Annotated in this window: 27 protein-coding genes; 1 reads left to right on the top strand and 26 read right to left on the bottom strand. The window is 39.4% G+C overall.

The window, feature by feature from the left end; all coding sequences use genetic code 11:
- Positions 1 to 15: 15 nt before the first annotated feature.
- From aroB to ACFVSW_RS23130, 15 genes are all read right to left on the bottom strand, one after another.
- Positions 16 to 1,086: a 3-dehydroquinate synthase gene (gene aroB / locus ACFVSW_RS23200; protein WP_387318980.1), complete on the bottom strand. Its 1,071-nt coding sequence runs from the start codon at positions 1,084 to 1,086 to the stop codon at positions 16 to 18.
- On the bottom strand, positions 1,086 to 2,258 hold the full coding sequence (gene aroC / locus ACFVSW_RS23195; RefSeq protein ID WP_387319042.1) for a chorismate synthase: 1,173 nt from the start codon (positions 2,256 to 2,258) through the stop codon (positions 1,086 to 1,088). Before aroC ends, aroB begins: the two co-directional genes overlap by 1 nt.
- 166 nt (positions 2,259 to 2,424) lie before the next feature.
- On the bottom strand, positions 2,425 to 2,871 hold the full coding sequence (ndk, locus tag ACFVSW_RS23190; RefSeq protein ID WP_387318979.1) for a nucleoside-diphosphate kinase: 447 nt from the start codon (positions 2,869 to 2,871) through the stop codon (positions 2,425 to 2,427).
- Positions 2,872 to 2,964: 93 nt separating this feature from the next.
- Positions 2,965 to 3,927 carry a heptaprenyl diphosphate synthase component II gene (hepT, locus tag ACFVSW_RS23185; protein ID WP_387318978.1) on the bottom strand — a complete coding sequence of 321 codons (963 nt, stop codon included), beginning with the start codon at positions 3,925 to 3,927 and terminating at the stop codon, positions 2,965 to 2,967.
- Positions 3,928 to 3,968: 41 nt separating this feature from the next.
- A complete protein-coding gene (locus ACFVSW_RS23180; protein ID WP_387318977.1) occupies positions 3,969 to 4,673 on the bottom strand; it encodes a demethylmenaquinone methyltransferase in 705 nt (234 codons plus the stop codon).
- A 6-nt stretch (positions 4,674 to 4,679) separates the two neighbouring features.
- The gene (locus ACFVSW_RS23175) at positions 4,680 to 5,501 is read right to left on the bottom strand and encodes a heptaprenyl diphosphate synthase component 1 (RefSeq protein WP_387318976.1); all 822 of its coding nucleotides are present in this window, start codon (positions 5,499 to 5,501) and stop codon (positions 4,680 to 4,682) included.
- A gap of 196 nt (positions 5,502 to 5,697) precedes the next feature.
- Entirely contained in the window at positions 5,698 to 5,934 is a 237-nt protein-coding gene (gene mtrB, locus ACFVSW_RS23170) for a trp RNA-binding attenuation protein MtrB (protein WP_387318975.1), read from the bottom strand.
- 35 nt (positions 5,935 to 5,969) lie between these two features.
- Positions 5,970 to 6,536, bottom strand: a complete 567-nt coding sequence (gene folE, locus ACFVSW_RS23165; RefSeq protein WP_387318974.1) for a GTP cyclohydrolase I FolE — start codon at positions 6,534 to 6,536, stop codon at positions 5,970 to 5,972.
- Positions 6,537 to 6,715: 179 nt separating this feature from the next.
- The gene (gene hbs, locus ACFVSW_RS23160; protein ID WP_024030636.1) at positions 6,716 to 6,988 is read right to left on the bottom strand and encodes a non-specific DNA-binding protein Hbs; all 273 of its coding nucleotides are present in this window, start codon (positions 6,986 to 6,988) and stop codon (positions 6,716 to 6,718) included.
- A 363-nt stretch (positions 6,989 to 7,351) separates the two neighbouring features.
- A complete protein-coding gene (spoIVA, locus tag ACFVSW_RS23155; RefSeq protein ID WP_387318973.1) occupies positions 7,352 to 8,830 on the bottom strand; it encodes a stage IV sporulation protein A in 1,479 nt (492 codons plus the stop codon).
- Between the two features lie 380 nt (positions 8,831 to 9,210).
- Positions 9,211 to 9,921, bottom strand: a complete 711-nt coding sequence (locus ACFVSW_RS23150) for a hypothetical protein (protein ID WP_387318972.1) — start codon at positions 9,919 to 9,921, stop codon at positions 9,211 to 9,213.
- 25 nt (positions 9,922 to 9,946) lie between these two features.
- Positions 9,947 to 10,132, bottom strand: coding sequence for a DUF2768 domain-containing protein (locus ACFVSW_RS23145; RefSeq protein WP_387318971.1), 186 nt, complete (start codon positions 10,130 to 10,132; stop codon positions 9,947 to 9,949).
- Between the two features lie 197 nt (positions 10,133 to 10,329).
- A complete protein-coding gene (locus tag ACFVSW_RS23140) occupies positions 10,330 to 11,385 on the bottom strand; it encodes an NAD(P)H-dependent glycerol-3-phosphate dehydrogenase (protein ID WP_387318970.1) in 1,056 nt (351 codons plus the stop codon).
- Positions 11,386 to 11,406: 21 nt separating this feature from the next.
- Positions 11,407 to 12,717: a ribosome biogenesis GTPase Der gene (der, locus tag ACFVSW_RS23135; protein WP_387318969.1), complete on the bottom strand. Its 1,311-nt coding sequence runs from the start codon at positions 12,715 to 12,717 to the stop codon at positions 11,407 to 11,409.
- A 173-nt stretch (positions 12,718 to 12,890) separates the two neighbouring features.
- Positions 12,891 to 13,499: a YphA family membrane protein gene (locus ACFVSW_RS23130; RefSeq protein WP_387318968.1), complete on the bottom strand. Its 609-nt coding sequence runs from the start codon at positions 13,497 to 13,499 to the stop codon at positions 12,891 to 12,893.
- 107 nt (positions 13,500 to 13,606) lie between these two features.
- Between ACFVSW_RS23130 and ACFVSW_RS23125 the strand changes: the two genes are divergently transcribed.
- Entirely contained in the window at positions 13,607 to 13,747 is a 141-nt protein-coding gene (locus ACFVSW_RS23125) for a YpzI family protein (protein ID WP_387318967.1), read from the top strand.
- Between the two features lie 777 nt (positions 13,748 to 14,524).
- Here the strand turns inward: ACFVSW_RS23125 and fni are convergent.
- From fni to ACFVSW_RS23070, 11 genes are all read right to left on the bottom strand, one after another.
- Positions 14,525 to 15,583, bottom strand: coding sequence for a type 2 isopentenyl-diphosphate Delta-isomerase (fni, locus tag ACFVSW_RS23120; RefSeq protein WP_387318966.1), 1,059 nt, complete (start codon positions 15,581 to 15,583; stop codon positions 14,525 to 14,527).
- 12 nt (positions 15,584 to 15,595) lie between these two features.
- Complete coding sequence (rpsA, locus tag ACFVSW_RS23115; RefSeq protein WP_387318965.1) at positions 15,596 to 16,735, bottom strand: 30S ribosomal protein S1; 1,140 nt, start codon at positions 16,733 to 16,735, stop codon at positions 15,596 to 15,598.
- A gap of 181 nt (positions 16,736 to 16,916) precedes the next feature.
- Positions 16,917 to 17,498 carry a lysophospholipid acyltransferase family protein gene (locus ACFVSW_RS23110; protein ID WP_387318964.1) on the bottom strand — a complete coding sequence of 194 codons (582 nt, stop codon included), beginning with the start codon at positions 17,496 to 17,498 and terminating at the stop codon, positions 16,917 to 16,919.
- The gene (cmk, locus tag ACFVSW_RS23105) at positions 17,495 to 18,175 is read right to left on the bottom strand and encodes a (d)CMP kinase (RefSeq protein ID WP_387318963.1); all 681 of its coding nucleotides are present in this window, start codon (positions 18,173 to 18,175) and stop codon (positions 17,495 to 17,497) included. Before cmk ends, ACFVSW_RS23110 begins: the two co-directional genes overlap by 4 nt.
- A gap of 116 nt (positions 18,176 to 18,291) precedes the next feature.
- A complete protein-coding gene (locus ACFVSW_RS23100; RefSeq protein ID WP_387318962.1) occupies positions 18,292 to 18,471 on the bottom strand; it encodes a YpfB family protein in 180 nt (59 codons plus the stop codon).
- A gap of 109 nt (positions 18,472 to 18,580) precedes the next feature.
- Entirely contained in the window at positions 18,581 to 19,930 is a 1,350-nt protein-coding gene (gene ypeB / locus ACFVSW_RS23095; protein ID WP_387318961.1) for a germination protein YpeB, read from the bottom strand.
- A gap of 14 nt (positions 19,931 to 19,944) precedes the next feature.
- Complete coding sequence (sleB, locus tag ACFVSW_RS23090) at positions 19,945 to 20,841, bottom strand: spore cortex-lytic enzyme (RefSeq protein WP_387318960.1); 897 nt, start codon at positions 20,839 to 20,841, stop codon at positions 19,945 to 19,947.
- Between the two features lie 102 nt (positions 20,842 to 20,943).
- A complete protein-coding gene (gene prsW, locus ACFVSW_RS23085; RefSeq protein WP_387318959.1) occupies positions 20,944 to 21,633 on the bottom strand; it encodes a glutamic-type intramembrane protease PrsW in 690 nt (229 codons plus the stop codon).
- A gap of 101 nt (positions 21,634 to 21,734) precedes the next feature.
- Positions 21,735 to 22,691, bottom strand: coding sequence for an asparaginase (locus ACFVSW_RS23080; RefSeq protein ID WP_387318958.1), 957 nt, complete (start codon positions 22,689 to 22,691; stop codon positions 21,735 to 21,737).
- Positions 22,692 to 22,697: 6 nt separating this feature from the next.
- Positions 22,698 to 23,669 carry a YpdA family putative bacillithiol disulfide reductase gene (locus ACFVSW_RS23075; RefSeq protein WP_387318957.1) on the bottom strand — a complete coding sequence of 324 codons (972 nt, stop codon included), beginning with the start codon at positions 23,667 to 23,669 and terminating at the stop codon, positions 22,698 to 22,700.
- Between the two features lie 82 nt (positions 23,670 to 23,751).
- On the bottom strand, positions 23,752 to 25,029 hold the full coding sequence (locus ACFVSW_RS23070; protein WP_387318956.1) for a Glu/Leu/Phe/Val family dehydrogenase: 1,278 nt from the start codon (positions 25,027 to 25,029) through the stop codon (positions 23,752 to 23,754).
- Between the last annotated feature and the right edge of the window lie 365 nt (positions 25,030 to 25,394).

The following is a 25,394-nucleotide window of genomic DNA, read 5'->3' as shown; positions in this document are numbered from 1 at the left end:
GAAAAATCCCCCTTGTTAAAAACGTTTAAGTTCATTTAATAAAATGGTTTCCGATATTTTCTGAAGCTTCGGTTGGCCCAATTGCTCTAGCAATACAAATCGAATCGAATCCCCAACCGACTTTTTATCTTGTTTCATTTTAGCTACTAATTTTTCAAAGGATAAATGATTGGGAACTTTCGTTTTATAGCCGAGATGTTCTACCCATTCAATAAATTCTTCTAAATCGAAGGATAGACCCAGTAGCTTTTTACTTAATTTCAAAGCAAAAATCATCCCAATCATTACTGCTTCTCCGTGAGTAATATTCCCATAACCCATTTCCGATTCAATCGCGTGCCCCAGTGTGTGACCCAAGTTTAAGTAAGCCCGAATTCCCGTCTCTCTTTCATCCTGACTAACAAACTCATTTTTAATCTTTATACCTTTAATTATCGAATAAGATAGTTGATCTAAAGAAATTAAATTAAGGTCATCCACATTTTTTCGCAGCCATTCATAGAAGCTGGAATCAGAAATCAGTGCATGTTTAATTACCTCTGCAAATCCGGAACGGATTTCATGTACAGGCAATGAAGTTAACAACTCTAAATCGTAAAATACGGCTTCAGGCTGATAAAAAGCCCCAATCATATTTTTCCCAAGCGGGTGATTGATGGCGACTTTCCCGCCAACAGCACTGTCATGGGCTAAAATAGTAGTCGGGACCTGAATAAAGGGGATACCTCTCATATAGGAAGAGGCAACGAAGCCTGACAAATCCCCTACCGCTCCACCACCAAAAGCAACAATCACCGATTTACGGTCAAGATGATTTTCAAGGGCGGATGATAGTGCATCATAAAAAACGTCAAAAGTTTTCGTCTTTTCACCGCTGGGTCCTGAGTAAATAATCGGTTCCCACGATTTTAGCACGAGCTGTAATTTTTCAAGATGAAGCTTAGCAACTGTTTCATCTGTAATAATTAATATTCTGGTAAGGTCCGGAAAATGGTTAGCTAAAAAGGTGCCCAGCTCGTTCCTCACACCTTTTCCGACAAAAACATTATAGTTTTTTGATTCTGTTTGGATGTGAATCGTATCCATTAAAATTCCCTCGCATATTCACGAGTTCTCTTGATTTCTTCTTCAAAGGTTTCAAAGCGGTCGCTGTAAAATTGCTCAACGAGCGCGTTCGCGAGCTCCCATGCTACTACACTTTCAGCAACAACGGCAGCAGCAGGTACGGCACAGCTATCAGAACGTTCAATGCTGGCAGCAAAAGGCTCTTTTGTTTCAATATCCACACTCATCAATGGTTTATATAACGTCGGAATCGGCTTCATCACACCTCGGACAACAATCGGCATCCCCGTCGTCATTCCGCCTTCAAATCCTCCAAGCCGGTTTGTTTTGCGGTAGTACCCTTTTTCTTTTTCCCAGGCGATTTCATCATGAACTTCGCTTCCAGGCTTCCTTGCTGCTTCAAAACCAATCCCAATTTCTACACCTTTAAACGCGTTTATACTCATGATAGCAGCCGCTAATTTTCCATCCAATTTACGATCGTAATGAACATAACTTCCAACCCCAGCCGGCATACCCGTGGCAATTACTTCCACGACACCGCCGATTGAATCACCATTTTTCTTTGCTTCATCAATCGCTGTCATCATTTCTTGCTCGACATTTTGATCAGCGGTCCGTACTGGTGAATTTTCCGTTTGCTCTTTTAATGCTTGCATTGTTATCGTGCTGTCGACGTTTGCCTTAACTCCGCCGATTTCAACGACGTGGGCGACAATATCGATTCCTACTAACGATAAAAGTTTCTTCGCAGCAGCACCAGCAGCCACTCTAACAGTTGTTTCACGTGCAGATGACCGCTCAAGCACATTTCGCATATCCCGGTGCCCGTATTTAATCGCTCCATTTAAATCAGCGTGTCCTGGCCTTGCACGGGTTACCTTACGCTTTATTTCATCCTCTTGTCCTGCTTCAACGGCTTCAATGCCCATTATATTCGTCCAATGCTTCCAATCATTGTTTTTGACCACTAAGGCAATCGGAGATCCAAGTGTGTAGCCATGACGAACACCAGAGACAATTTCCGCAGTATCTTTCTCAATCTGCATTCGCCTCCCGCGTCCATAGCCTTTTTGCCGTCTGGCAAGCTCCTGGTTAATATCCTCAGCTTCGAGCGGCATTCCCGCCGGCAGGCCCTCTAAAATTGTTGTAAGCTGCGGACCATGGGATTCACCTGCTGTTAAGTATCTCATTCCCATCCTCTTTCCCCCTTCAACTCATTAAAGAATTATGTATCAATATATCATATCATTCACAATAAACCTAGCATAACTATTCAGAAAAGCGAGATAAAATTTTGTGATCGATATCAAAAAAGACACTTGTATAATAACTATACAAGTGTCTTTCCCATGTAAATTAATAAATCCATTCGTTAACTAGTTTGGAATACTCAACAACCCCAGTATCTTTAAAGAACAAGCCAATTTCACGTTCTGCACTTACAGGTGAATCAGAACCGTGAATGACATTCTTACCAACTGTTAGTCCAAATTCACCGCGAATCGTACCAGGTGCCGCATCCTTCGGATTAGTAGCCCCCATCATTTGGCGAGCCGTTGCAATCACATTTTCCCCTTGCCATACCATTGCAAATACAGGACCAGAGGTAATGAAATCAACTAATTCACCGAAAAACGGACGTTCCTTATGTTCACCATAATGCTCTTCGGCAAGCTCCTTAGGAATACTCATTAATTTAGCTCCGACAAGCTGAAAACCTTTTCTTTCAAAACGAGCAACAACTTCACCAATTAAATTACGCTGAACCCCGTCAGGCTTAACCATTAAAAATGTTTTTTCCATGAATTCCACTCCTAAATCTTTATGTATATAGATTGTTATCTTAAAACAATCCATGGAAAATGGTATCATTTTTTCGAACAATTCGCAAGGTGATTAATATTTTCTTCTCCCGATGAATTTGGCGATGTCTCTGAGAGTCTTTTTCGCTTTATTGGCCGGTAATTCCTCTAATATAGCTAAAGCTTTATTTAGATATTGATCACTAAGTTCAACTGATTTTTCAATTGCACCCGACTGCTTAATGAGGGTAATGATTCTTTGAATATCCGCGGATTCCATCTTCTCATGAACCTTTTCGATTTCAATACGGGTTGCTGCATTTTCTAAGGCGAATAGGGCTGGTGCCGTAATATTCCCTTGCAGAAGGTCACTCCCTGCAGGCTTTCCGAGTTCTTCTTCCGTTGCAACAAAGTCTAAAATATCATCCGTTATTTGGAACGACATCCCCACATAATACCCGAAACGGTAAAGTTTCTTGTGGATTGCCTCCTCAACATCAGCAGCAATTGCCCCTAACTGGCAGCTTGCAGCAATCAGTAAGGCCGTTTTTCTTTTTATTCTCCGCAGATAATCGCGGAGATTTTGGTTAAAGCGATACTTATCCTTGATTTGCTGAATTTCACCCACCGTTACTTCAACAATTGTATCGGCTAAAATTTTATGGGCCTCAACTCGTTCTATGTTGGTCATCAACTCAAGGGCAAGGGCAAAAACAAAGTCACCCGTATACATGGCAATTTTGTTATCCCATTTAGCTTTAACCGTCGGCTGCCCCCTGCGCAGGTCAGCATCGTCGATAACATCATCATGAACAAGCGAAGCCATATGGATCAACTCAAGGGCAACCGCTACATTTTTCATTACATTAATATCATAACGACCAAATTTACCAGCGAGCAAAACAAAAACAGGACGAATTCTTTTTCCTCCGGCTTGTAATGTATGCATAGAAGCTTGTTTCAAAAGAAGAGAATCCGCTTGGATTGTCTCTTCTAGTTTTTTCTCGATTATATTAATATCCGAATTCAAAAATGAATACATCATTTTTAATTTCATTTGTATTCACCCTGCTTTTCATCCCGTCTACATTCCATCAACTATTTCTTATAACCTATATGAACCGCGGCTGCACCGCCACTATATGATTTGTATTTTACTTGAGCAAAGCCTGCCAGCTCAAACATGCGCGCAAGCTCTCTCATTCCTGGAAAATCACGTGCAGATTCCTGAAGCCAAGAATATTCCTTATAGCTTTTCGCAAATAATTTACCAAACATCGGCATAATAAAGCGGAAATAAAAATAAAAGAGCTGTCTATAGCCAATTAACGTAGGCTGCGAAGTCTCAAGACAAACAGCAATTCCGCCTGGTTTTACAACGCGATGCATTTCTTTTAACACCTGCTGATAATCTGGAACATTTCTTAAACCGAACCCAATGGTAACGTAATCAAAACTGTTATCTTCAAAAGGGAGCTCCATCGCATTACCATGAACCAATTTAACCTGGTTTAGTGCTAACCCTTTAACCTTCTCAATCCCCACATTGAGCATATTCTGGCTAAAATCCAGCCCCGTTACTTTCCCGGAAGGACCCACGGCATCTGCTAACGCAATCGTCCAATCAGCCGTCCCACAGCAAACATCGAGTGCTTCTGAACCAGGTTGTACATTCATTCTTTTCATGGTGTCTTTGCGCCACTTGATGTGCTGTTGAAAACTAATGACAGAGTTCATTTTATCATAGCTATCGGATATTTTTTCAAAAACATCATGAACTCTTTCTTCTTTCGATTGCTGCATCTTTGTTTAACCTTCTTCCACAAAAGTTTTTGCAATTGGCTGATGCTGACTTAAAAGAAAAGAAATTCTTTCCTCTAAATAATCATTCAAATAAGGAAGCTGCTGAATTCCTTTTTCAATGACATGTCTTGATTGATCTAAATAGCTGTCACAAATCATCAACAAATGATTTCGGTGCTCGCTAGATATATCCGCCAATTTCGATTCAACATTCGGATAAATATTCTTCTTAATCGCCTCAAAAATGATTGAGTTCCCCGCATGAATATATTGCTTTCTTTCTGTAATCAACCGTTTAAAAAATAGAAAATTGCTAAGTAACTCATTCCATAAATCGACTTTAAAATATTCAGCGAGCCTTTCAAATAAAGAACTTTCAATCTGCATTATACTTGTCATCAGGCTTTCAATTCCGCTCGTTTGCTTTTGATAGACAATAATTTTATGTTCATTAACTTCCTTAATCCCACTGGCAAGGGTCTTGATCACGACGATATCGTTTGATTCTGCTAGAAGTTTATAATACAAGCCGCTAAAATAGTCACCTGCAAGAACAGTTAACTGCCGTTCTTTTTCAACTTCAGACTTATTCGTAATATGTTCATGAGTATCAAGGGCAATTTGAACCAGCATTGTTGAAAGGCAATAGTTTTGCATTTGGTTAAAAGACAATTCGAGGCGGTCCATAATTGAGATAAGGATGAGTAGCTTATCTTCGTCAATAATTGGAGTTTTAATATATTCGAGTAGGTAAGAGTCAAAAACTTGCTTTTCGACCTGCTCTCTAATACTAATGAATTTTTGTCGAATGTCCGGCAATCTAATCACCCTTGCTTCCCCAAAGTAATATGTCTATATGTATTCTTATTTCCCAAGTTAAAAAGTAAAATTCTTGCCATTCAAATAAGGGGCATTTTCCACAAATCTTATAAGCAAGGCAGACACCATTATATCACAAAAGATATTTTATGGGCAGGAATTCACAAAATAATTACATTTCCATCTATAGGAAATAATGACCTAGTTATTTCTTCATTTCACTTTCTACTTCACCAAATTGAGTAAGAATTTTTGCATTTCCTCTAATTTTAATTGCTGAAGTATGCTCTGTAAATTGAGCAATAAGCACTTCTCCTTTATCAAGTTTTTCTGAGTGATGAAATTTTGTATCGGTCCCTCTAGTTAAGCCAATAACATTGACACCATCATCAATCGCCTTTATGACCACAAAATCACTATTTTGCTGATTGCGCTTTTCCATTTAATCCACTCCACATTTGTTTGAAATAATCGGAACTAATATTTTATTAACGAAAGCACTTCTGACCTGGCAATTGCATCGTCTGCAAGCACCCCGCGAACAGCAGTAGTAACTGTTTTTGAGCCAGGCTTTTTAACGCCGCGCATCGTCATGCACATATGTTCTGCTTCGACCACTATCATTACACCATGGGGATCTAACTTCTCCATTATGCTATCTGCAATCGTTGAAGTAATTCTTTCTTGCAGCTGCGGTCTCTTGGCAACGGCTTCTACGGCTCTTGCGAGTTTGCTTAAGCCAGTAACCCGCCCATTTTGCGGAATATAAGCTATATGTGCTTTCCCAAAGAAAGGGACGAGATGATGTTCACACATCGAATAAAACGGAATATCTTTAACCAAGACTAACTCTTCGTGGTCTTCACTAAATATTGTCTCAAAATGCTGCTTTGGATCCTCGTTTAACCCGCTAAAAACTTCTTCGTACATTTTTGCCACTCGTTTTGGTGTATCAAGTAATCCTTCACGGTTCGGGTCTTCACCGATTGCTTCTAATATTAGACGTACCGCCTCTTCAATTTGGGCACGATTCACTTCTGGCATACTAAATTCCTCCTAGGGGTATATCTGTCAAGTATAGATGACAAATACATATTAGCACAATGTTTTCCGCCCAAGCAAAAAACAATACCTAAATGATGTTTTAACAAAGGAAAAAGGCCATGAACAATGCCATGACCTTTTTGCTTTAGCAATCCGCTTAAAGCAATAAATTTATGTAATTATTTTACTGCATCTTTAAGCGCCTTACCTGGTTTGAAAGCTGGAACTTTGCTTGCAGCGATTTCGATTTCCTCGCCTGTTTGCGGGTTGCGACCCTTACGGGCAGCACGCTCACGTACTTCAAAGTTTCCAAAACCGATTAATTGTACTTTATCACCATTTTTTAAAGCATCTAAAATCGCATCAAAAACAGCATCAACTGCTTTAGTAGCGTCCTTTTTTGAAAGCTCGCTTGCTTCAGCAACTGCATTAATAAGTTCTGTCTTGTTCATGCCATTCACCTCCTCCCAAAGAAATTATCAAGATTCGTAAATAAGATTACTTATCTACATTTCTAAACAATTTTTCTAATTTCTATACGTCATAGCACGGTTTAATTGCTAAAGTAATCCAAATGAACTGCTTTTGTGAATTAAATCTATTTTTTTTATAAAAACCCTTATGAATAAAGGTTTCCAACACTATAACGTAATTCTGTTAAAAGATTATCACAATAAATTCAGCATATCAAGAAGATTTCATGAAATAATGGTAATCTTTTCTTTTGTTTAGCGAAATTCTGCACAATTAGGCTAATTCTTGCCAAATTTGTAGGAAGTTTTAAAAAAAAAGGGACTCCGATGGGGAGTCCAAAACTAGAGAATAATGGCAATTAAGCCGCCTGATCCTTCGTTTATGATTCTTTCTAATGTTTCTTTTAATTTATATCTGGCATTCTCCGGCATTAAGGAAAGCTTTGCTTGAATACCTTCTCGGACAATGGAACTCAAACTGCGGCCGAAGATATCCGAATTCCAAATCGATAATGGGTCGTCCTCAAAATCCTGCATCAGATAGCGAACAAGCTCCTCGCTTTGTTTCTCGGTACCGATAATTGGTGCGAATTCCGATTCTACATCCACTTTTATCATATGAATCGATGGTGCTACCGCTCGTAATCTAACACCAAAACGAGGTCCTTGACGAATAATCTCTGGTTCTTCAAGGCTCATATCAGAAAGAGTTGGCGAAGCAATCCCATAACCCGTCTGTTTAACCATTTTCAAGGCGTCTGAAATATGATCATATTCTGCTTTCGCATGAGCAAAATCCTGCATCAATTCAAGTAAATGGTCTTTTCCTCTTATTTCGATACCAACGATTTCTTTCAAAATATCATCATATAATTCATCTGGAGCAAATAAATCAATTTCCGCAACTCCAGTACCCATTTCAATTCCTGCAAGCCCAGCGCGCTCAATGAATTCAAAGTCACTAAATTGCTGAACGACGCGGTCAACATCTCTCAATCTCTTGATATCTTTAACCGTTTCCTTAACGGCATCCTGATAGCTTTCACGGAGCCAGTGGTTTTCCCTTAGTACCATGACCCAGCTTGGAAGGTTTACATTGACTTCGAGAACTGGAAACTCGTAGAGTGCTTCACGAAGGACATTAAGAACATCACTGTCGCGCATACTCTCTACACTCATCGCAATAACAGGGATATCATATTTATCTGCTAAACTCGATCGTAGGGTTTCCGTGCTCGGATGATAAGGCTGAGCACTGTTAACGACCATAATAAACGGTTTACCCACTTCCTTTAGCTCGTCAATGACTCTTTCCTCTGCCTCAATATAGTTACTTCTTGGAATTTCTCCAATGGTTCCATCAGTTGTAACGACTACCCCGATGGTCGAATGCTCTTGGATCACTTTTCTGGTGCCAATTTCGGCTGCTTCATGAAATGGAATTGGTTCCTCATACCAAGGCGTATTAATCATTCTCGGCCCGTTTTCGTCTTCATAGCCTTTGGCTCCTGGAACCGTATAACCTACACAGTCAACAAGCCTAATATTAACGTTTAAACCCTCATCAACATGAACAGTTGCTGCCTGATTGGGGACAAATTTCGGCTCCGTCGTCATAATCGTTTTCCCGGCAGCACTTTGCGGCAGCTCATCTTGCGCCCTCGATCTTTCTGCTTCACTGTTTATATTCGGTAATACAACAAGCTCCATAAATTTTTTAATAAATGTTGATTTTCCCGTACGGACAGCTCCTACTACTCCTAAATAAATATCGCCGCCTGTTCTTTCGGCAATATCTTTAAAAATATCAACCTTTTCCAAGTGATTCCCTCCCGATCATAGACTAAAGTGGGATAATATCATCCATCTAGATATTTTTGGACAGTATATATTTATGACGTTGTCCTATCTTTTTATGACACTTTTATTAAAAATTTTTACCCCCTTATTAAAATAAAGGCTGTGTTAAAGCACATTGTTGAATTTGAGCACAATGTTGATTGGAGTGGAAGGCGCGAGACTCCTGCGGGAGCAGCGGGACAGGTGAGACCCCGCAGGCGCTTTAGCGCCGAGGAGGCTCACCGCCCGCCCCGCGGAAAGCGAAGCGCCTGGAACGGAAATCAACATTCACTTTTAACAAAGCCAAAATAAAAAAAACCCTCTCCTACAATATATTTCATAGGGAAAGGGTTATGACAAAATTATTCTTCTAAGAATACAGGCTCCTTCGTTAAGGCATCTATTGTATAAGGCAGTGAATACGCCGGTACAAACATGGAGTCATTCACTAAAATAGGGCGAATATCCTCACCAGGTTTAAACTGTTTGTCCGAATTCTTAAGTTCCTGATAAAGGTCGGGGCGATAATCCACACATACCTCAGCATTTCCTGTAATAACAAGTGAAAGGTTTTGATTGGTAAATGGGCTGACAACGTATGGCGGACTTTCATAGCCAAGTTGTTTAAAATCAAGCGAATAAACATTCTTGGCTATTTGTTTTTTATAGGGCGGATATCCTTTTGATCTAATCCTTAAATTTATATCACGAATTGTTTCTGTCATCCTTAAATCAAACAACTTAACAGTTGGATTCGTTTCTACATCAACAAGAACGTATTGAAATATCCCTCCGCTTTCAAACGCATTCCCTGGAGGCTCAGCCATATACTTCGGAGTAATTCTTTTAAATTCAATCGGATATTTTTGATAAATCGGTGTGTCCGCTTCCTTAGTTTTTATCGGCAAAATGCCGCCATTATCCTTCTGAAAGTCATCCACTGCCGCTTGTACTGCTTGGATTTGATCTTTATACGGGATTTGATTATGTGTTAATTCTTCTTTTGGATACATACATCCGGACAAAAAGATAGCTGTTAACATCATGAAACAGCAAAGCTTCATACTTTTCATAAAATCACCTTTAGATTTATGTAATTTAATATAAGAAAACAATAAGTAACGTTATTCCAGCCACAATCATAAATAAATAGGCAACAATGGCGGTGATAATACGGAGTACTCCTTTCAGCTTATACCGGCTTAAATAAATGGTCATAATCGCAAGAAACATAAACCCCATACCTGCAATCGAAATCCACATTTTCAACATACCAGGTGTCAAAATAATCCCCCCTTATTCCAAAAATTTATTATATCATAGCAATTAAAAAAAACTGAAGTAAAGAGGGGCGAATTCTTTACTTCAGCCATGAGGACTAAATAACCCGTTCTCCAGCGTCATACTACTAGGATGCTTCGTTGCATTGTATGCAATCTAGATATAATGCGCATCATTTGAACGCCTAATTTCTTTATATTTTAATCTTCCATATTTCTTTCTTCAAGAACATTTACTAAATCTTCCATTTCATGGGTTTTGCCTCGGGCCATTAACACATCTACCGCATCTTTTGCGTCTTTCCCATTAAATAAGACATCATATAGTGCAAAGGTGATCGGCATCTTTACATTATACTTTGCAGCGAGCTGATAAGCGGCTTTTGTTGTTCTTACACCTTCAACAACCATTCCCATATTATCAAGGACCTCGTTCAGCGTTTTACCTTTGCCAAGCATATTTCCTGCTCTCCAGTTCCGCGAATGGACACTTGTACAAGTAACAATTAAGTCGCCAATTCCTGTTAATCCGGAGAAGGTTAATGGATTTGCCCCCATTTTTGTGCCTAGACGTGCTATTTCCGCCAATCCTCGGGTCATTAAGGCGGCCTTAGCATTATCACCATAGCCAAGCCCGTCCGTTATCCCTGCAGCTAGGGCAATAATATTCTTTAAGGCACCGCCAATTTCAACCCCGATGACATCTGAATTGGTATAGACGCGAAAATTATGGTTGATAAATAAATCTTGGACTTTTTCCGCTGCTTCCATATTTTCCGAGGTAACCGTTACTGTCGTTGGATGCCTCAAGCTAACTTCTTCCGCATGGCTTGGACCTGAAAGGACGACAACATCTTTTAACAGCTCTTTTGGCATTTCTGCTTTAATCATTTCAGTAATCCGTAAAAGTGTATCTGGTTCAATCCCCTTGCTCACATGTGCAATTATTACAGGTCCAGCTTGTACAGCACGCATTTTCCCAAGAACTTCCCGTATCGCTTTAGAAGGAACTGCTAGAATAACTGTTTCCACACCCATTAAAGCATCACTTAATGAAGCGTAACCAACGATTAACTCAGGCAGAACTATTCCAGGGAGATATTTTTTATTTGAATGAAATTCATTGATTTCCTTCACCTGGTCTTCATTATGGCTCCAGAGACGGACTTCATGGGAATTATCGGCTAACACCATCGCCAGAGCTGTACCCCAGCTACCCGCGCCTACCACGGCAATTGCTGTTTTTTTATCCTGCATTACATTACACCCGCCTTATCTTTATTTTCTTTCTCTCGCATAAATTTTGATAGGGGTTCCCTCGAAACCAAACGCGTCTCTAATTCTATTCTCGAGAAAACGCTCATAAGAGAAATGCAGTAATTCAGGTTCATTGACAAAGACAACAAAAGCAGGGGGTTTGACCGCCACCTGTGTTGCATAGTAAATTTTTAAGCGTTTGCCTTTGTCACTTGGTGTCGGGTTCATCGCTACGGCATCCATTATCACATCATTTAACACACTTGTTTCAACCCGCATAGAATGATTTTCACTTGCCGAATTGATCATTGGAAGCAGGGTATGAATGCGTTTTTTTGTTTTAGCTGATAAAAACACGATTGGAGCATAACTCAAGAATAAGAAATGTTCTCTAATCTTTTGCTCTAATTCTTTCATCGTCTTTTCGTCTTTTTCAATCGCATCCCATTTATTGACCACGATTACAATTGCCCTGCCCGCTTCATGGGCATACCCGGCAATCTTCTTGTCCTGTTCAATGATACCTTCCTCTGCATTGATGACAACTAGAACGACATCTGAACGTTCAATTGCTCGTAATGCACGGAGGACACTGTATTTTTCCGTACTCTCATACACTTTTCCTTTTTTCCTAATTCCGGCTGTATCGATAATGACGTATTTATCGCCATTATATGTATACGGAGAATCGACCGCATCACGTGTGGTGCCGGCAATATCGCTGACGATGACACGATCTTCACCTAAAATGGCGTTAACAAGGGAAGACTTCCCGACATTTGGCCGTCCTATCAAGGAAAACTTAATCACATCATCAGCATAATCGATGGGCTTGTTTTTTGGGAAGTGTTTGGCTGCCTCGTCCAATAAATCACCAAGGCCGAGCCCGTGTGATCCTGAAACAGGGATTGGCTCCCCAAAACCTAGGGAATAAAAATCATAAATTTGTTCACGCATTTCTGGGTTATCAATTTTATTAACCCCTAAAACAATCGGTTTTTTAGACTTATATAAAATTTTCGCTACCTCTTCATCGGCAGCTGTTACCCCTTCTCGTCCATTTGTTAAGAAGATAATCACGTCTGCTTCATCAATTGCCACTTCTGCCTGTTGACGAATTTGCTCTAAAAACGGTTCGTCACCAATATCGATTCCACCCGTATCAATTACATTAAAGTCATGCGTCAACCATTCTCCAGAACTATAAATCCTATCTCTTGTTACTCCTGGAATATCCTCAACAATGGAAATTCGTTCACCAACAATTCGATTAAAAATCGTTGATTTCCCAACGTTTGGCCGTCCTACAATGGCAATAACAGGTTTAACCATTACACTCGCCATCCTTTCTCTTATATATTACACAAACATATTGTTATGTTAGCATTATTCCATTAAAGTTCTTATCAAGTAAAGAAACCCTTCTGTCATTTAGAAGGGCCTAACTATATTATTTTATCAATGTTATTCCTAACTAGCAACGGAAACCATAATATGAACTGATTTTAAGATGATTTTTGTTTCCCTTTTTCAAAAAAATGGACATGATTTTGGAAAATAGAGCCGGCGTTTTCTAGTAAGCTCCATCCCACCAGCAAGGCGGCAATTAAAGAACAAACATCTAAATAAGCAAAAGCCCCGACAGAATAGGAAAATTGAAGTTTATTTAAGATATAGGCATATAAAAACTCCCCTTGCATGGTGCCGCTTACGATAATCAACAAGCGTCCTTTTAAGGTTTTTTGCAAGAGAATTGCAAGATAGCCAAAGCATATCCCCATCATCCATTCCTTCTTAAAGATAACCCAAATTGGATCAAAAATCTCGAACAAATGGAACGTAACATAGGCAATTGACACAATTAATGAACAGATAAAAAAATAAAAGATAGCACCTAGTTTTTCTTGACTGTAAAATACATAAGAAACAACTAATAAAAATATTCCACTCGCATGCAATTCAAAACTGCCAACGCTGAAATGATAATTCGATAAAGTGATTACGGTTAGAACGATAATCGACATTTTTAAACGATATGTGTTTTGCTTATGTAGGATAAACGTCATATAGATCCAGAACGCCCAGCATATCCAATAAAACATAATCCCTTCCATTCTATACACCTCCTATTATTCACATTATTGGTATTCTTTATGTATTTTCATACTCCCTTGAATAATATTTCCACTGTGAATCATCTTATAAAGAGGAGGTGTGGATAATGGGAAGAGATCGCCAAGAGAAAAAATTAAAAGCAAGCAGGAGAGTAGAATCCCACCGGGACCAAGCATTACACTATCCTGGTGCAACCAAGCTTTCAAGTCCTGAGGAAGCTCGGGGTTTAAATGACGGAAAAAGATAATTAAGACCAAAAAAGCACTTGCGAGTGAGCTGAGATTGTCGAGAAAGGTTATTTTCTCGGCAATTTTTTATTTTGTCTGAATCAAAATACCAATTTTATTGATTCTCCTGCAATTGGGCCTGTTGATTTCCGCTCCAATCAACAGGGAGGCAAATCAACTTAAAGTATTGCAACACACCTTTTCTAACCTTGCTAAGTGTGTTGTATAGGTTTATTTGATTCCTCAAAATATTTACGATTTATTTTTATGGGAGTTTTCCTTTAAATGAGTTTAATTCGTAAATAAAACACTTCCTTCAACCATTTTGTGATTCATGGCTTGGAGAACAATTTCATCAAAGATATCCTGAAATATAATTGTCAATAAGGAGAAGAAGGTGTTGTGCTGGAACTAATTCATTAATAGACACAAATTCCAATTCACTTTCGATAGATTCTTTTGGCTTAAACATTGATTTCACCACTAATTTTTATAATTTATTGGTTGGGTCGAAGTCTTTATTCATACCGCACTGTTGATTGGAGCGGAAGGCGGCGAAGACTCCTGCGGGAGTACGGGGCAGGGGAGACCCCGCAGGCGCTTAAGCGCCGAGGAGGCTCCCCGGCACGCCCGCGGAAAGCGAAGCCGCCTCGAGCGGAAATCAACAGACCTGTTGAAAGACCGTATATTAATAATATTAAAACAAATTAACGCGGTGAATCATTAAAGAAAATGATTGAAATAAAAGGCTATCGAAAGTTTTTCGACAGCCCCAGTTCTCGCGGGTGCGAGAGCTTTTATTTAATTGAACGCTGGCTATATCGTTTTGTATCTATTCCTCTTTGGTGCAGCCAATGGTATGTATCACCAGAGATGATCAACGGAGCATTTTGTAAATCTGAGATTGTGTTTGCCCCTAATGCTGCCATAATCATCGTTAATTCCTTATGAAGGGCTTCGATTTCTTCCTGAAGGGCGACTATTCCCTTCTCAACAAGAATTCGCAAGAAATATCCTGCGATTCCAATCGCATTTGCTCCTAATGCTAACCCCCTGGCAATGTCATATCCAGTCGAAAAACCACCGGAACCAATAATCGTTACCTGATTAGAAATGGATGCAGCTTCAATGATTGAGACGGGAGTGGATATGCCCCAATTATTAAAAAACGAGAAGGATTTTTCACGACGCTTATTTTCTATTTCTGCAAAATTTGTTCCCCCAGATCCGCCAACATCAACCGCAGTGACACCGACTGATGAAAGGGTTTCAACTGTTTCCCTCGTCATCCCAAAACCGACTTCTTTGACGATGACTGGAACATCTACTACATTGACAATTGCCTCAATTCTTTTTAAGGCACCAGAAAAATCCCGATCTCCCTCTGGCATGGTTAGTTCTTGTATAACATTCAAATGGATTTGCAGGGCATTCGCTTCAATCATATCGATTGCAGCTTTCGCATGCTCCGTTTTTGCTTCACTGCCAATATTTGCGATGATAATACCATTTGGATTCTCCTTTCGGACTATCCTATACGTATACCTTTCAGTTTTATCCCTTAGAGCAGACATCTGTGAACCCACAGCCATAGTTAACCCTGTATTTTTAGCCGCAATTGCAAGCTCCTTGTTAATCTGAAAAGTTTTTTCACCGCCGCCGCCTGTCATTGCATTGATAAAAATTGGCGAACTTAAATTAAGTCCGCCAATTGAATGATCTAATTGCACGTCGAATACATTGGTATTCGGCAGGCTCTGGTGAAGAAATTTTATATCATCGAAAACTGTTGCAGCGTTTTGCTCATTTTCAAGAGCAAAACGGATATGGTCCCATTTTCGTTCAGATCTAGACACGTAAAATCACCATTATTTTCTTAGATTCTTTAATTTGTCTCCGATGACTTCACCAAGCTGGAAGCCTTTTGATTCTTCAGGAAGTTCATAATCAAGATTTTCTTCAACCTCTTTTTCGAGAAGTTCTTTTATGCTTAATGATAACCGTTGATCATTCTCATTAGCATCTAAAACCTTTACTTTAACTTCTTGTCCCTCTTTAAGAACCTCATGTGGTGTTCCAATATGCTTGTGAGCAATTTGAGAAATATGAACAAGACCTTCAACACCAGGGAAAACCTCAACAAAGGCACCGTATGAGACTAACCGTTTCACAGTCCCTTCTAAAATACTTCCTTTCGGTGCTTTTTCAGCAATATTTGTCCAAGGTCCAGGAAGTGTTTCCTTTATCGATAAAGAAATTCTTTCATTATCACGGTCTACACTTAATACTTTAACTTGAACCTGCTGACCTTCTTGAACAACATCTGATGGCTTATCAACGTGCTCATAAGATAATTGAGAAATATGAACAAGACCGTCGATGCCGCCAATATCAACAAATGCTCCAAAATCAGTAATTCGCTGCACTGTGCCCTCGATTACCTGGCCTGCTTGTAAAGCACCAAGACGATTTTGTTTTTGTTTCCCTTTTTCTTCTTCCACAACTGCTCGATGCGAAAGGATTAAGCGGTTCTTTTCTTTATCAAGTTCAACGATTTTAAAGGAAAGATTACGGCCTTTGTAATCGCTGAAATCCTCGACAAAATAGGATTCAACAAGGGAGGCAGGGACAAAACCGCGAACACCAAGATCAACCACAAGACCGCCTTTAACAACGTCTCTTACTTCGGTTTCAAAAACCTCTCCGCTTTGGAATTTTTGTTCTAAGTTCTCCCATGCTTTCTCGGCATCTACTTTTCTTTTCGAAAGAATCAATGCTTCTTCCTCAACTTTTAATACTTCTAGTTCCAGTTCATCACCTTCTTGAACTGCATCTGATGCCTTTTCAATGTGCAGGCTTGAAAGCTCGCTAATTGGGATAATTCCATCAAGTTTACTGCCTGGAACAGCCACGAGCACCTGTTTCTCTTCTACTTTAGTAACTTGTCCAGTTACTTTGTCACCAATTTCAAAGCTTTCCACTTCAACTTGATTTAACTCTTCCGACATATGTATTCCTCCTTAATCCATTTACATTTACATTTACATTTACATCTAAATATAATCTATATATGCTTTGGTCAAAGCCAAGAGCCTTCACCAAATATAAAAACAAATTTAAAAAAAGAATATTCGAAAAAAGTCCCTTTTTAATAACTTCTTACAAATAGGCTCTTTTGTCAAGCAGAACCTATTGATGCTCTTTTATAAGTTTAGCAATTTCAGACATAATTAAATCAGTAACCTGTTCAGCAGATGCCTTATTTTTTCTTATTTCCTCCATTGCTATCGGTTTTCCGTATACTACCCTTAACTTATGAAAGGCTTTATATGGCCCGATAACGGCACAAGGAACAACCAACGCATCTGTTCGTAATGCGAAAAATCCCGCTCCAGAAAGTCCTTTCCCTAATTGCCCGGTCTTACTTCTCGTCCCCTCGGGAAAAAGTCCGAAAACATTGCCTTCTTTTAAAATCTTTAATCCAGACCGAAGCGCCTCACGGTCACCGAAGCCCCTTTTTACTGGAAAAGCATTACATTTTCTAACGATTCCGCCCAACACTGGCACTCGAAAAATCTCTTCCTTTGCCATATAGTGAACAGGCCGAGGTGCCATGATTCCGACAATTATCGGATCAAAATTATTGATATGATTGGAGCAAAGAAGAACTCCACCCTCTTTCGGGAAATTTTCAACGCCAATTGCCTCAACTCTGTACCATGGTTTAAAAATCCCATAAACAACTGATTTTGCAAACCCGTAAAACGTCACCCTAATCCAATCCTTTCTTGCACAAGAGCCATTATTTTTTCTACAACATCAGGAATGGTTAAAGAGGTTGTATCGATTTCAACTGCATCATCGGCCTTTTTCAAAGGAGCTGTTTCTCTCTCTGAATCGATTTTATCTCTTTGTGCAATTTCTTCCTTTAATTTATTTAGGTCAGACGGGAAGCCCTTTTGTACATTTTCAGTATGCCGGCGGACTGCTCTTTCATCAACGCTGGCGAGTAAAAAAATCTTTACTTCTGCCCTTGGCAGGACATGCGTGCCAATATCACGGCCATCCATTACCACACCGCCTTCAGTGGCAAATGCTTGCTGTCTTTTGACCATTTCTTGGCGAATCAACGGATGCTTTGCCACATACGAAACAGAATTTGTTACTTTTGAAGAACGGATCTCTTTTGTTACATCTTTATTATCAAGAAATACTAATTGACCATTATCAGAGGGCAATAATTTAATTTCAGTTGATAATAATGTATCAAATAAAGAAGCTTCCTCTTCCAGATTAAGCTCGTTAACGACTGCTTTATATGTTAATGCCCGGTACATTGCCCCCGTATCGATATAGATGTAGGAAAGCTTTTCCGCGACAATTTTTGCTACTGTACTCTTTCCGGCCGCAGCAGGACCGTCAATTGCGATTGATAATTTCTTTTCCATAAATCCTCCTAAAAACAACTATGTTTGTCTCCTTTGTTGTCTACTTTTTATTTTACCATAAGATAACGAAAAGCTTCTTTTTTTTACTTCAAAAAAATAAAGCAGAATGACCTGCTTTATTTTCCTTGAAAAGTTTGGAGAATTTCTGTAAAAGTATTTTCATTGACTCCTTCATATTTAGTTAATTGTTTTATTTGCGGGAGGATATCCAGTTGATGAAAAAATAGCTGCGCAAAAAACAGAAAAATAAATTGGATGATAATCACTTTGATTAAAACACTTTCAACCCGTTTCATAGCATTCACTCCAACATCAATATATCCTTATTATTGGGGCGATTGATTTGTTTTATTCCATGCTTCACCATGAATAAGGAATAGAAAAAGGAAAAGCAGCTGCTTTTCCTTAAAGGACTTCGCCATATATCGCCTCGGCATTTTCCAGTTTGTCAACCTCTTCTTCAATGCCGTTTGTGGCATTAATAAATATTCGGTAGGTGTCATTTCCAATTGTTCCAAGGAATTCGTAACAGAGTACCTCCTCATTCAAATCATTAACAATTAATGCTTGCCGATCCTCCATTACTTTAAAGTTTGGATTTACCTTGCTGCGTGCTTGCTCAACTGAAAGAACTGGTTTTTCAATTTTTCTAGTTTGTAATGATTTTAAATATTCTTCCGCTGATAGGCCGACAATATCTCCATTATCTAGTGCCACTTTCACTTTAACAGCTTCTGGATAGATTCTAACCCCATTAATATTCGTAACAAAGTTGAAAACGCCTATATTATCATATTGTGTACTTTCAAACACCTCTAAATTTTTAAAACCTGTTTCTTTCAAGAAGTCCGCTGCCTTATTATCAGCTTCATTTAGACTGAGAACTTGTTTTTTGATATCCCGGTTATTAATAAACCAAATCGGATGCCCTGCCTTTTTAGTAATATCCATGCTAGCTTCTTGGGCCGTTTGTTTATTTTTTATTGATACACTATAAAAACCGTAATCAGCGCCTTTTCCATTTTCGGTTACTTTCACCTGCGCATTACCATCAAACTTCATATAATTTTTAGCTATCTTGATTGCCTCTTGACGGGAAATGGTTTTTCCTTTTATCTTTTTAAAATTTTCATCCTTCTTCTGCATGTTAGCAAATGTTGGCCCCATATCAGATTCTTTATACCCTGATACTGTTTTTTCAACTGTTTTGAAGCCGTCAATGATGGTATTGTCAGTGGATTCTTTTCCAGATGCAAGCGCAAGCTCAACATCCATCCAGCGCAGATTATTTTTCAGAACCATGTGCTGCACATTTCTGAGTTCGCCCTGGATATCACCAGACTGTTTATAGAGCGTTTGTAATGTGCTATACTCCTTTGCTGATAATGGTTCCTTGTCCAAATCCCTGACAGCCGTCCGATAACTGAAGTTTCCAATATTCGCGAGAAATTCTTCGGTTTTGTTAAATGGTAATAGTGTTAACGGCAGCTGCCCAACGTCCCCATGGGCCTGCGAGGTTAGTCTCCATACCTCAACTAATGATGGAGATAACGAATGTCTGGAGTTCATGGCAAGTGTTGTTCCAATTTTATCGTGTAATAAATCCATTCGATAAGAAAGATTATGAAACGCCCGTTGATAATTGTTTTCTGCATTTAAAAGAACTGCGTTTTTCTCCTGATGTTCCTGATAGCCCCAGTAGGCTGTTCCCGCGACACCCACCGCTAAAATACCTATTAATATACCTCTAATCAATTCTATTCACCTCTCTACTTGCAAAAAATATGCTGCCCGATTCGTTTTATTTGCGGCCTTCCCCATATCCAACCGCTTGTTGCTGTAGCTGGATTAAAATAATAAAGGGCCGCACCAGTTGGATCCCAGCCATTAATCGCATCCAAAACCGCTTTCTTAGAAGTTTCATTTGGAGTCAGCCAAATTTGCCCATCTGCTACTGCAGTGAATGCTCCCGGCTCAAATATGACGCCAGATACTGTATTAGGAAACGAAGCACTATTTACTCGGTTCAGGATAACAGCAGCAACGGCCACTTGACCGATATATGGTTCACCTCTTGATTCACCGTGAACAGCATTCGCCATTAAGGTGATATCATTTTGCGAATATCCATTTGGAACGTTAGCTGCAGTTGGTTTTTTCGGCGCTGCTTGCTTCGCAGGCGCTTTGGCGGCTGGTTTTTTAGCTGCTGGTGCTTTGGCTGCCGGTGCTTTCGCTGCTGGTTTTTTAGCTGCCGGCGCTTTGGTGCCGGGTGCACTTTGCTTGCTTTGATCAACACCGCCGTAATGGGTAAATTTTTTCCCGGAGTTGATTTGTTTTTTTACAAACTGCTCATTGTATTTGCTGGCCTTAACAAGTTTTGCCTTTGTTGTTGCCCCTGCCAATCCATCAATTGGCAGTCCAAATTCGTATTGAAAGTTTCTTAATGCCCAATACGTACCCCAACCAAAAACTCCATCAATTTTCCCATTATAATAGCCAATATATTGAAGCCTGGATTGTAGTTCAATGACATCGTCGCCAACAGCTCCTTTTTGGATTACTTGTTTGGAAAAAGCATGGACCTCATTATTTTCCAAACAGGATAATGGCAATGTAAGAAAAAAAGTTACTATGAAGAATTTTTTTAGGATTTTTTTCTTTAACATAGAATAATAACCCCCAATGTAAATCTTTTTTGCAGTAACCCTATTTTTTGTTAGATTGGTGTTTTTATTCCAAAAAAATAGAATAAATCAAAAAACCCTTCATCAGGAATGAAGGGTTTTTTGAACGGGATATCGTTTTTTAAAATGATTGGCGCTCAATATTTTTGCTTTTTTCACCTTTCTTAAGCCAAACCACCAAAGGAAAATCATAAATGGAAAAATAATAAACACCCAATGTTCAAGCGAAATCAAAATAAAATCATACGATCCATGCAGAAGGAATGGCAAAAGCAGCGAGAGGACGACCCATTTAGCTTTATGCCCTTCAGTAAACTTTGCTTTTCCAATATAAAAGCCCATAATAACTCCAAACAGGGCATGGCTTGAAACAGGTAATAAAGCACGCGTCATCGCATGCTCTATCCCATTTGCCAGTAAATAAAAGATATTTTCAATCGTAGCAAAACCAAGGGATACGGCCACTCCATAGACTATGCCATCAAATGGTTCATCGAACTCAACATGCTGGTATACTGCATAAAACAGGATGAACCATTTAAAAAATTCTTCAAGAAGACTTGAGCTAAGATAAGCATCGATAAGATGAGATTTCACCAAATGCTCTGATTCAAGCACATGCTGGATAAACATGATTGGAAACACCAATAAAGCTCCGTATAAAAAGGTCCGAAGAACAAAGGAAACTGGCTCTGGCTCATATTCATCTTTTAAATAAAAGTAACTCAATAGGGCCAGACCAGGGGCAACTCCGGCAGATAATATTCCCAGCATGATGAACCTCTTTTCACATCGATTTTCTTCATCGTATCATGTAACCAATATAAATTAAATAAAAGATTCATTCCATATTGCTTACTCATAAATCCTAAGAGTTAAAAATGAATATGCTCCAAGCCGCTTGCTAGCGCGACAGCTAATTTGATTCGAGCTTTTTTAGAGTCATTGTCGCTGCCGAGGATTACCCCTTTGTTATAAAGATCATAGGCACTGCCATCATAATCATAGGTTGTGTAAACAGAGCCCTCTTCTGCACTTGTGGTGATGACCAGCTTAATCCCTGCCTCAATTGCTTTTACGATTTCTTCCATCATCATAGGAGCCACCTGTCCACGACCCACACCTTCGAGGACAATCCCGCCTACACCGGCCTCCCGGGCAGCCTTAACAAATTTCCCATCCGCCCCAATATAGCACTTGATGATTTCGACTTGTGGAATTGGTGATTGAATGTCATAAAATTCTCTTTTAATTGGTTTCTGAAAAATCTGGACCTGGTCATTGTCAATAATACCGAGATAGCCAAATCCAAACACGCTAAAGCCTTGAATATTAGAAGCATGTTCTTTTTTCACATATCTTGCCGCAAATATTCGTTCATTAAAAACGACAACGGTCCCGGCATCATGTAAATCACTTGAACATGCTGCATAAATAGCGTGCTGCAAATTAATGTAGACATCGCTTCCCAAATCCTCGGGGGAGCGCTGTGAGCCTGTAACAACTACTGGTCTGTAGTCATTAATCGTTAAATCAAGAAAATAGGCAGTTTCCTCCATAGTATCAGTTCCGTGAGTGACAACTACACCAGAAACCGCATCATCCTTAAAATATGCCTCAATTTTATTTTTTAGGACAACTAAATCTTCAAATGTAATATGAATACTTGCTTTTTGAAAGACGGATTCAACAATCACTTCCATGTCTTTCGGTATATTACACATCGCCGCCAGTTCTTCACCCGTTAACGCGCCCGAAGCTAATTTACCTGATTCTGCATTTGGTTTGCTAGCTATTGTACCGCCTGTTGTTAATAAAACAACTTTTTTCATTCGTTATCACCCTTTGGTTTCTTTTTCGATAATGGAACGGGCAATTTGTCCGCCATGGAACCTGCCATTTTCAATAAAAATTTCATTTGCATTGTTTCCTGCCGCAAGAACCCCGGCGATATAGATACCATCAATATTCGTTTCCATTGTTTCTGGATTAAAAAGCGGTCTTCCTGATTCCGAATCAATTTTCACACCCATTGTTTTTAGAAATTGATGGTCTGGATGATACCCTATCATCGCAAACACAAAATCATTTGTAATCGTCTTTTGTTCTCCATCCTTACTATAAATGACCTGATTCTCGGTTATTTCTTTAACGTTTGCATTAAATTCCATTAAAATCGTACCAGCTCGTACTAAGGCTTCGAATTCCGGCAGAATCCAAGGTTTGATGCTGGGGGAATATTCCTTGCCGCGATACAAAACAGTAACGCGCGCACCGGCCTTTACAAGCTCTAGAGCGGCATCAACACTGGAGTTTTTTCCGCCAATGACACAGACATCTTTATCAAAATATGGATGGGCCTCTTTGAAATAATGAAAAACCTTTGGCAGGTTCTCCCCTGGTACATTCAAGTAATTTGGGTGATCATAATAACCCGTGGCTATAATCACATAACGGGCATTATAGCTTTGTTTATCCGTATCTATTTGAAAAAAATCATCCTGCTTAGATACTTTAGTGACTCTTTCAAATGCGTTAATCCGCAGCTGCTTTCGTTTAGCTACCTCTCGATAATAGACGAGAGCCTGGTTTCTTTTCGGCTTATAGCTATCTGTTATAAAGGGCACCTCGCCAATTTCTAATTTTTCACTTGTACTAAAAAATGTTTGATGTGTCGGATAATGATAGATTGAATTTACCAGATTACCCTTTTCAATTATTAATGGCCTTTTCCCCATTTCTTGTAATGAAATTGCCGCAGCTAAACCACAAGGGCCTCCTCCAACAATGATGATATCTTCTATTTGCATAATCCTTACACTCCTTAAGAACAATGAAAAAACTCCTATCGTCTATGATAGGAGTTTTTTTGCGATATTTCAATGTATAAACTTAAATCCAGCCTCTAAAACGACTCGCTTCAGCCATTTTTCTTACCCCGACCATATAGGCGGCTAAGCGCATATCGACACGGCGTGTTTGGGCAGTGTCATAAATATTTTTAAAAGATTTAACCAATATTTTTTCAAGCTTTTCTTCTACTTCTTCCTCTGACCAATAGTACCCTTGGTTATTTTGAACCCATTCAAAATAGGAAACTGTTACTCCGCCAGCTGATGCCAGAACATCAGGTACAAGTAAAATACCTCGCTCTGTTAAAATCTCTGTTGCTTCTAATGTTGTTGGTCCATTTGCGGCTTCAACAACAATGGCCGCACGAATGTCATGAGCATTTTCAGCTGTAATTTGATTTTCAATGGCAGCTGGAACAAGGATATCACATTCGAGTTCTAGCAGTTCTTTGTTCGTAATGGTGTTATTAAATAATTTAGTGACTGTTCCAAAGCTGTCACGTCTATCTAAAAGATAATCAATATCTAAACCGTTTGGATCGTATAAAGCGCCATAGGCATCAGAAATACCGATAACTTTTGCACCGGCATCATGCATGAACTTGGACAAAAAGCTGCCTGCGTTACCGAAACCTTGAACAACAACCCTTGCACCCTCAATTTGAATGCCTTTCTTTTTAGCTGCTTCGCGGATACAGATTGTTACACCTTTTGCTGTTGCCGATTCACGCCCATGTGAACCGCCAAGTACAAGCGGTTTACCTGTAATAAATCCTGGAGAATTGAATTCATCGATTCGGCTATATTCATCCATCATCCAAGCCATTATTTGAGAATTTGTAAAAACGTCTGGGGCAGGAATATCTTTCGTTGGCCCAACAATTTGGCTGATTGCCCTAACATATCCACGGCTTAATCTTTCAAGCTCCCTAAAGGACATATCACGCGGATCACAAACGATACCGCCCTTACCACCGCCGTATGGAAGATCAACAATGCCGCATTTCAAGCTCATCCAAATCGAAAGGGCTTTCACTTCTGTTTCCGTCACACCAGGATGAAAACGAATGCCGCCCTTTGTCGGTCCTACTGCATCATTATGCTGTGCTCGGTATCCAGTAAATATTTTTGTCGATCCGTCATCCATTTTAACTGGAATTTTTACTGTCATCATACGTAACGGCTCTTTCAAGAGCTCGTATACCTCTTCAGGATAACCTAACTTCTCAAGCGCTTTATGAATAACTGTTTGTGTTGATTTCAACACATCATTTTTTTCCACTTGATTAGTCTTTTTTGTACCATTTTCGGCTACCATTTGTAATCCTCCTAAGAAATCTCTTTTACGAATGTTGTCCGCTTTCAGTCACAAGTATACACGTTTAATTGATTTATGCAAGAAGAAATACGCACATTTCTATATTTTAAAGCATGGATATGTAAACGCTCTCATTATTATATAATATAGGAATTATTAATCGGTATCAGCCTGTTCGAATTCTTCTTTTTCGACTAACAAAAAGGGGCGGTTGGCCCCTTCGGAAATATATTTTCCTTGAAAACGCTTATTTAAAGGCTGTATTAAAGGACATTGTTGATTTTGAGCACAATGTTGATTGGAGTGGAAGGCGCGAGACTCCTGCGGGAGCAGCGGGACAGGTGAGACCCCGCAGGCGCTTTAGC

Source organism: Neobacillus sp. NPDC058068, from assembly GCF_042885335.1.
In the GTDB taxonomy this organism is placed as follows: domain Bacteria; phylum Bacillota; class Bacilli; order Bacillales; family Cytobacillaceae; genus Neobacillus.
The sequence above is the reverse complement of the archived record's forward strand: the minus strand, read 5'-3'. Positions and strand labels throughout refer to the sequence as shown.